At 49.9% G+C, this 8,183-nt stretch carries 8 protein-coding genes; 7 read left to right on the top strand and 1 reads right to left on the bottom strand.

From position 1 onward, the window contains the following. Positions 1–351 precede the first annotated feature (351 nt). Positions 352–480: a hypothetical protein gene (locus J1778_RS24715; protein ID WP_274388744.1), complete on the bottom strand. Its 129-nt coding sequence runs from the start codon at positions 478–480 to the stop codon at positions 352–354. A 269-nt stretch (positions 481–749) separates the two neighbouring features. Between J1778_RS24715 and J1778_RS09635 the strand changes: the two genes are divergently transcribed. The 7 genes from J1778_RS09635 to arnA all read left to right on the top strand — a co-directional run bounded on the left by J1778_RS09635 (position 750) and on the right by arnA (position 8,172). Further along, entirely contained in the window at positions 750–1,163 is a 414-nt protein-coding gene (locus J1778_RS09635; protein ID WP_217172983.1) for a DUF2502 domain-containing protein, read from the top strand. Between the two features lie 152 nt (positions 1,164–1,315). After that, entirely contained in the window at positions 1,316–2,323 is a 1,008-nt protein-coding gene (gene btuC, locus J1778_RS09630; protein ID WP_217172982.1) for a vitamin B12 ABC transporter permease BtuC, read from the top strand. Positions 2,324–2,386: 63 nt separating this feature from the next. Continuing rightward, entirely contained in the window at positions 2,387–2,938 is a 552-nt protein-coding gene (locus J1778_RS09625) for a glutathione peroxidase (protein ID WP_217172981.1), read from the top strand. A gap of 19 nt (positions 2,939–2,957) precedes the next feature. Continuing rightward, complete coding sequence (btuD, locus tag J1778_RS09620) at positions 2,958–3,713, top strand: vitamin B12 ABC transporter ATP-binding protein BtuD (protein ID WP_217172980.1); 756 nt, start codon at positions 2,958–2,960, stop codon at positions 3,711–3,713. A gap of 354 nt (positions 3,714–4,067) precedes the next feature. Further along, on the top strand, positions 4,068–5,210 hold the full coding sequence (arnB, locus tag J1778_RS09615) for a UDP-4-amino-4-deoxy-L-arabinose aminotransferase (RefSeq protein WP_217172979.1): 1,143 nt from the start codon (positions 4,068–4,070) through the stop codon (positions 5,208–5,210). Further along, positions 5,210–6,190, top strand: a complete 981-nt coding sequence (arnC, locus tag J1778_RS09610; RefSeq protein ID WP_217172978.1) for an undecaprenyl-phosphate 4-deoxy-4-formamido-L-arabinose transferase — start codon at positions 5,210–5,212, stop codon at positions 6,188–6,190. The genes arnB and arnC overlap by 1 nt, the downstream gene beginning before the upstream one ends. Beyond that, positions 6,190–8,172 (top strand): bifunctional UDP-4-amino-4-deoxy-L-arabinose formyltransferase/UDP-glucuronic acid oxidase ArnA, encoded by a 1,983-nt coding sequence (gene arnA, locus J1778_RS09605; protein ID WP_217172977.1) that lies wholly within the window; start codon positions 6,190–6,192, stop codon positions 8,170–8,172. Before arnC ends, arnA begins: the two co-directional genes overlap by 1 nt. The last annotated feature ends 11 nt before the right edge of the window (positions 8,173–8,183 follow it).

Here is an 8,183-nt window from a genome sequence, read left to right as displayed (position 1 = left end):
TTTTTGGACTGCATTTACCGGTATCTGAGAGGAAATAATTTTTGTTAAATTGCGCAGGAAGTGAAAAGATTTCGTTAATGGGGTAGTTGTTTCAGGAATCGTCTGATAGATTAAATTTAACGATATAGCGGGGCAAAATAATATCATCACCTTGATGACTGTTAATTAAGGGCTGACTTTTTCATCAGTGCTGTTTTATTCAAGTAATTACAGGGGTTGAAATATATTCAACGGTTGTATAAAACAAAAAAGGGGCGAAGCCCCTTGATGTTAAACGCATTGATATCTGTTTATATTCAGATTCGCAGTCAGTAAATAAACAAATGCAATGACCAAAAATCTTAATTAATGTTAGCGCCAGTAATAATGCGGATGACCACCGCCATGACCGCCACCGTGACCATAAGGCCCAGGGAAGATACAGCCACTAAGGCTTACAACAACCAGAGCAACACCAAAGAAAGCGAGAATACGACGCATAGAAATGTCCTTTATTGGAATAACAATTTTATTATAAATAAAAGGCAGGCGGGTTATCGTCAGGCTTGCGTTAAGATTTGTTAGTATAGTAATAAGAATTGAATAGTTAATAATCGTCATCCTGTTGATGTATTTCAATCAGGATATGTTTGTATTCTTATTGTAAGGCCACAGCAAGTTATCCGAAAATGCGCTGCACTCTTATATTCTCTGTCTTTCCCGCCTGATATAAAAAACGCGTCATAAAAAATAAAGAAGGCGTGACTCTTATGAAAAAATCTCTTTTATTGCTTTGTTGTGCACTGGCATTGCCTGTGATCGCGCAGGCAAATGTTTCTGTTGACGTTAACGTACCCGGCGTATCCGTCCACCTCGGGGATCAGGATCAGCGTGGCTATTACTGGGATGGTTACGACTGGCGTCCGCCGCAGTGGTGGCATGATCATCAGGGGCATCATTACGGTGAGCGCAATGAGCATGGTATGTACTGGCATGGCAACCACTGGGATCCCAAACCGCCACAGCGTGGCCACAACAATCCGCCTCACAAGCAGGGGCATCCTGACAATGGCAATCATCATGATAATGGTGATCGCCACGATAATCGCGATCATCAGGAAGGGCATAACAGCAATCACGGGAAAGGCCAGCCGATCCCGCCAGATGGCCATCAGGGTCACTAATTCTGCCGCTTTCGTAAAGATTTTCCAGGCCGGTGCTTTGTCACCGGCTTTTTTGTTTCCTGTTTTTATCATTATCCGGTTCACTCGCCACAGCTAACTGACTAATATCGGTAGAATAGTCATCCACAGTGAGTCCCAGGAAACTGCCTTTCATGCCAATTCCGCAGACCTATTCTGCTCTTGAACAACAACGGGAACGCCGTGACCGCCGCTGGCTGGTGGTGCTGAGCCTGTTGCTGGTAATCATCTGCGTATTCAGTCTGAGTGCGGGTGAAAACTGGTTATGGCCCGATCAGTGGCTCAGCAACGAGGCGCGACTTTTTGTCTGGCAACTGCGGTTACCCCGCGCTATCGCGGTAATTTTAGTGGGTGCCAGTCTTGCCGTTGCGGGCGCAGTGATGCAGTCATTATTCGAAAATCCGCTCGCAGAACCAGGATTGCTTGGCGTTGCCAATGGTGCCGGTGTTGCGCTGGTATTTTGTGTCATGCTCAGCAACGGTATTTTACCTGTCTGGGTGATGAGTCTGGCGGCAATTGCAGGCGCACTGACTGTCACATTCTTCCTGTTAACGATTTCCCGCAAACGCCTTTTAACTAACGCCCGCATGCTGCTGGTCGGCGTGGCGATTGGTATCGTCTGCAGTGCCTTAATGACCTGGGCCATTTACTTCAGCAGTAATCTCGATTTGCGCCAGCTGATGTACTGGATGATGGGCGGGTTCGGAGGTGTTGACTGGAGCCAGATCTGGCTGGCATTGCTGCTGTTGCCGATATTATTGTGGCTGGTCTTTCAGGGCAACGCCCTCAATCTGCTGTCACTGGGTATCGTACAGGCGCAGCAACTGGGGATATCGCTGACAACCTGGCGATATGTGCTCGTTCTCGCGGTGGGCTGGATTGTCGGGCTGAGCGTCGCGTTGTCCGGCGTGATTGGTTTTATCGGGCTGGTTATCCCGCATATTCTGCGCCTTGCGGGTATCACTGATCAGCGCCGTTTACTGCCAGCCTGTGCGTTGGGTGGCGGCTGCGTGTTACTTCTCGCTGACGTGGTATCAAGAATTGGTCTGTACGCGGCTGAATTGCCAGTCGGTGTTGTTACCGCCACGCTGGGGGCTCCGGTCTTCATCTGGCTTCTGATCAGAGTCGGACAAATCCGCTGATTATTTACGGCGGGTCGTCTATGCTCTCCCTTAACCTAACCTGCAACTATCAGGATAAAAACGATGAGTAATGACATTTTTGACATCTCCCTGAAAACCATTGATGGCGAAACCACAACGCTGGGCGCTTATAAAGGTTCTGTATTGCTGGTTGTGAACGTAGCGTCACAATGTGGCCTGACCAAACAATATGAAAGTCTGGAAAATATTTATCAGGCCTGGCATGACCGGGGATTTGAGGTTCTGGGCTTCCCTTGCAATGAGTTTGGCGCGCAGGAACCGGGCACTGAAGAGGAAATTAAAACCTTCTGTACCACGAACTTTGGCGTGAAATTTCCGATGTTCAGCAAAATCAACGTTAATGGCGAGAACCGTCATCCGTTGTATTCTGCAATGATTTCTGCCCGTCCTGCTGCGGTAAAACCAGAAGACAGTGCTTTCTATGAGCGTCTTGCAAGCAAAGGCCGTCAGCCTTTAAAACCCGATGACATCTTGTGGAACTTTGAGAAATTCCTTATCGGTCGCGATGGCACCGTTGTTCAGCGTTTCGCACCGGACATGACGCCGGAAGATCCTATTCTGATGGAAACGATTAAAGCAGCACTGGCTAAATAACTGAGTCATGGAAGCGCAGATGCTGGAATGTCGCGAAATTGCGGTCGAAGGTCGCCTTCAGGCATTTAGTTCGCACATCGCGGCCGGATGCCGGATACATCTTATCGGGCCAAACGGGGCAGGAAAGAGCACCTTGCTTAACCGGCTGGCAGGGATGTCGGGCGGTAAAGGTGAGGTATGTATCGACGGACAAAGGTTGGCTGAATTGTCGGGCCCGCGTCTGGCTCGTTTGCGCGCCTGGCTTTGCCAGCAACTGACACCGGCATCCCTGATGCCGGTCTTCCAGTATCTGTCACTGCATCAGCCACAACATTCTGATCCTGAGGTCCTGGAGCGCACGATTGCAAGATTGTGTGCTGCGCTGCATCTTGACGATAAACTTGCCCGTCCGGTCACACATCTTTCAGGTGGTGAATGGCAGCGGGTTCGCCTCGCGGCGGTCTTGTTGCAAGTGTGGCCTGACGTGAATCCTGACAGCAGGCTTTTATTTCTCGACGAACCGATGAACAGTCTTGACGTGGCGCAGCAGCAGGCGCTGGATCAGTTGCTTACAGAATTCTGTGCTGCCGGACGTTCAGTGGTGATAAGTGACCATGATCTCAATCATACCTTGCATTATGCGCATGAGGTCTGGCTGATGTCGGCGGGTGAGGTCGTTTCAGCGGGGAAATGTTCTGATGTTATGCAGCCTGAAAAACTTTCTGCAGTTTATAAGGTGGCATTTCAGGGATATGAACTGGCTGGTCGACAGTGGGTAATGGCGGCGATGGCGTAACGCATTACTTAATGAATAGCGGTGTAATTATTTTATTATCAGCTGTTAGGTTTTTAAAAGGGCCAGCCCTGTTCATAAAAAGAACAATGTTTTCAAATTCTAAATAAAGTTCATTTTTCGGCGTGCCATTGAATTGAATTCAATGCCTTGTTTTTAAATAACTTTGAGGCATCAAGGTTATTTCTTTTCTTCTGGTTTAGTTTCTATTTAACTTCACACAACTGGAAAATCCTTAAGGTTAAATTAAGATTAAACCGACATCATAAGATTCATAAATTCATGACAGTGTTTACCTGTTGTTAAATAAATACGGTCTAAAGTTGGTACCAATTAATTACCTTTCGGGATAGCGTAATGGAAAACTTTTTGCCTTTCTCCCGTCCTTCTATGGGCGAAGAAGAGATAGCGGCTGTAGGACAGGTTTTGCGTTCAGGCTGGATAACCACCGGGCCGCAAACAAACCAGCTGGAACAGGATTTTTCTGCCGCTTTCGGTTGTAAACATGCTATCGCAGTGAGTTCCGCAACCGGTGGAATGCATGTCACGTTGATGGCGCTGGGCATCGGTCCCGGCGATGAAGTGATCACTCCTTCCCAAACCTGGGTTTCGACCATCAATATGATTGTGTTGCTGGGTGCAGAACCGGTCATGATTGACGTTGACCCGGACACCCTGATGGTCAGTGCAGAAGCCATTGCTGCCGCCATCACGCCGAAAACCAAAGCAATTATCCCGGTACATTATGCGGGCGCGCCTTTAGACCTGGACCCGATTTACGCTGTCGCCAACGAACACGGTATTGCGGTAGTGGAAGATGCTGCGCACGCGGCAGGTACCCGTTACCGTGACCGCTGGATTGGCGCACAGGGAACGGCAATTTTCTCCTTCCACGCCATCAAAAATATGACCTGTGCTGAAGGTGGCCTGATAGCCACGGACGACGACGAGCTGGCGAATAAAGTCCGCGCGTTGAAATTCCACGGTCTGGCCGTTGATGCATTTGACCGTCAGGTCCTCGGTCGCAAACCGCAGGCTGAAGTTGTCGAGCCTGGTTTTAAATACAATTTGTCCGATATTCACGCTTCTATTGCAGTCGTTCAACTTAAACGTCTGCATGAGATCAATGCGCGCCGTACCGAACTGGCGCAGCGTTATCTGGATAAATTACAGGGGTCACCTTATCTGCCAATGAATGTGCCGGATTACCCGCACCTTCATGCATGGCACTTATTCATGATCCGTGTGGATGAAGAGCGTTGCGGAATCAGCCGTGATGCACTGATGGAACGCCTGAAAGAGCAGGGGATCGGAACCGGTTTGCATTTCCGCGCAGCTCATACCCAAAAATATTACCGCGAACGTTATCCGCATCTGAGCCTGCCAAACAGCGAATGGAATTCGGCACGTTTGTGCAGCTTACCGCTGTTCCCTGATATGCAGGACAGCGATGTGGACCGTGTTGTCGCGGCTCTTTTTTCCCTTCTGGAGGCGCAGTAGTGGCGCAATACGAACCAATTCGTAAAGTCTCGGTGGTTATCCCGGTCTACAACGAAGAAGAAAGCTTACCCGCATTGTTATCTCGTACGCAGGCAGCCTGTAAGCAATTAACCCAACAGTACGAAATCATTCTCGTGGATGATGGCAGTTCTGACAGTTCCGGCGATATGCTCGCCGCCGCTGCAGAACAACCTGACAGCCATGTTATTGCCGTTTTGCTCAACCGAAACTACGGTCAGCATTCCGCCATTATGGCTGGTTTTAGCCATGTGACCGGTGATCTGGTCATTACGCTTGATGCTGACCTGCAAAATCCACCGGAAGAGATCCCGCGCCTGGTCGACACAGCCGATGAGGGCTATGACGTTGTCGGTACCGTGCGCGCAAACCGCCGCGATTCCTGGTTCCGTAAATCGGCCTCGAAAATGATCAACATGATGATCCAGCGTGCTACCGGCAAATCGATGGGCGATTACGGTTGCATGTTGCGTGCCTATCGCCGCCACATTATTGAAGCCATGCTGCATTGCCATGAGCGCAGCACCTTTATCCCGATTCTGGCAAACACCTTCGCGCGCAAAACGATTGAAATCCCTGTTCAGCACTCTGAGCGAGAATTCGGTGATTCCAAATACAGCCTGATGAAACTCATCAACCTGATGTATGACCTGATCACCTGTCTGACGACGACGCCGCTGAGAATGCTGAGCGTCGTTGGCAGCGCAATCGCCATTTTCGGTTTTGTGCTGGCGGTGTTTCTTATTTTAATGCGCCTCATTAACGGTCCCGCCTGGGCAGCGGATGGCGTTTTCACGTTATTTGCATTGTTATTCATGTTTATCGGTGCGCAGTTTGTGGGCATGGGGTTACTCGGTGAATACATCGGGCGTATCTACAATGATGTCCGTGCGCGTCCCCGTTATTTCGTTCAAAAAGTCGTCGGCGTTCGTTCCGAAGATAACAGTCAGGAAGAAGAGTGATGAAAGCGATTGTATTTGCTTACCATGATATTGGTTGTGTTGGTTTACAGGCTCTGGTTGATGCAGGTTATGACGTTCAGGCGGTCTTTACCCATACCGACGCCCCGAATGAAAACAAGTTCTTTTCATCTGTTGCCCGTCAGGGCGCTGAACTGAATCTGCCGGTTTATGCACCGGAAGATGTTAACCATCCATTGTGGGTCGACCGCATCCGTGCTTTACAGCCTGATGTCATTTTCTCTTTCTACTATCGCAACATGCTGAGCGAAGAGATTTTATCTCTTGCGCCACGCGGCGGTTTCAATCTGCATGGTTCATTGCTGCCACGCTACCGTGGCCGCGCACCGGTTAACTGGGCGTTGCTCAATGGCGAAACCGAAACAGGCGTTACGCTGCATAAAATGGTTAAACGCCCTGATGCGGGTGATATCGTGGGTCAGCGTAAAGTGGCTATCGCCGCCGATGACACCGCGCTGAAATTACACGCTAAAGTACGCGATGCTGCTAAAGCGCTTCTGACCGATGTCCTGCCGGAAATGAAGGCCGGCAAGATCACGCTGACTCCGCAAGATGAATCTCAGGCAAGTTACTTCGGTCGTCGTACTGCTGCCGATGGCGAAATTCACTGGCATAAATCTGCTACTGAAATTAACAACCTGATCCGCGCTGTGACCGAACCTTACCCGGGCGCATTCTCTTATCTTGGTCAGCGTAAACTGACTGTATGGCGTGCTCGTCCGCTGGATACTCAGCATGACAAACAGCCGGGCACCGTGCTTTCTTCTGATCCGCTGACTATCGCCTGTGGCGAAGGCGCACTGGAGATCCTTGCAGGGCAGAGTGAAAACGGCCTGTATGTTCAGGGTTCCCGTCTGGCGCTTGAGCTGGGCATCATGCCGGATATGCGCGTTGCGACATTGCCAACGGCCGTCATGAAACGTCGTACCCGCGTGCTGATTCTGGGTGTGAATGGTTTCATCGGTAACCACCTGAGCGAACGCCTGCTGCGTGAAGACCGTTATGAAATTTATGGTCTGGATATCAGCTCTGATGCGGTCAGCCGCTTCATGGATAATCCGCATTTCCACTTCGTTGAAGGCGATATCAGCATCCATTCTGAGTGGATCGAATATCACATTAAAAAATGTGATGTCGTTCTGCCGTTGGTGGCTATCGCTACGCCAATTGAATACACCCGTAACCCGCTGCGTGTGTTCGAACTGGATTTCGAAGAAAACCTGAAAATCGTACGCGACTGTGTGAAATACAAAAAACGTATCATCTTCCCGTCGACGTCTGAAGTTTACGGTATGTGTGATGACAAAGAATTCGATGAAGATCATTCCCGTCTGATCGTCGGCCCGATCAACAAACAGCGCTGGATCTACTCTGTTTCTAAACAGCTGCTGGACCGTGTTATCTGGGCATATGGCGCGAAAGAAGGCCTGAAATTCACACTGTTCCGCCCGTTTAACTGGATGGGGCCACGTCTGGATAACCTGGATGCTGCGCGTATCGGCAGCTCCCGTGCGATCACTCAGCTGATCCTGAATCTGGTCGAAGGTTCACCGATCAAACTGGTCGATGGCGGCGAGCAGAAACGTTGCTTCACCGACATCAACGACGGTATCGAAGCGTTGTTCCGCATCATCGAGAACCGCGACAACCTGTGTGACGGTCAGATTATCAACATCGGTAACCCGACGAACGAAGCAAGCATTCGTCAGCTGGCAGAAATGCTACTGAAAAGCTTTGAAGCTCACCCGCTTCGCGCCCAGTTCCCGCCGTTTGCCGGTTTCAATCTGGTCGAAAGCAGCACTTACTACGGTAAAGGCTACCAGGACGTTGAGCATCGTACGCCGAGCATCAAAAATGCCCGCCGTCTGCTGGACTGGAAACCTGAAATTGGCATGGATAAAACCGTCGCCGACACGCTGGATTTCTTCCTGCGTTCTGTAAACACTGACGCTGACAAAGCCTGATACGGTGCCAG

Origin of the sequence: Rahnella bonaserana (assembly GCF_019049675.1) — a bacterium.
GTDB lineage: Bacteria > Pseudomonadota > Gammaproteobacteria > Enterobacterales > Enterobacteriaceae > Rahnella > Rahnella bonaserana.
This window is presented reverse-complemented; position numbering and strand designations above follow the sequence as displayed.

Excerpts from the sequence above, each read along its gene's own strand:
- J1778_RS24715 (WP_274388744.1), bottom strand. The coding sequence starts at position 480 with ATGCGTCGTATTCTCGCTTTCTTTGGTGTTGCTCTGGTTGTTGTAAGC.
- J1778_RS09635 (WP_217172983.1), top strand. The coding sequence starts at position 750 with ATGAAAAAATCTCTTTTATTGCTTTGTTGTGCACTGGCATTGCCTGTG.
- btuC (WP_217172982.1), top strand. The coding sequence starts at position 1,316 with ATGCCAATTCCGCAGACCTATTCTGCTCTTGAACAACAACGGGAACGC.
- J1778_RS09625 (WP_217172981.1), top strand. The coding sequence starts at position 2,387 with ATGAGTAATGACATTTTTGACATCTCCCTGAAAACCATTGATGGCGAA.
- btuD (WP_217172980.1), top strand. The coding sequence starts at position 2,958 with ATGCTGGAATGTCGCGAAATTGCGGTCGAAGGTCGCCTTCAGGCATTT.
- arnB (WP_217172979.1), top strand. The coding sequence starts at position 4,068 with ATGGAAAACTTTTTGCCTTTCTCCCGTCCTTCTATGGGCGAAGAAGAG.
- arnA (WP_217172977.1), top strand. The coding sequence starts at position 6,190 with ATGAAAGCGATTGTATTTGCTTACCATGATATTGGTTGTGTTGGTTTA.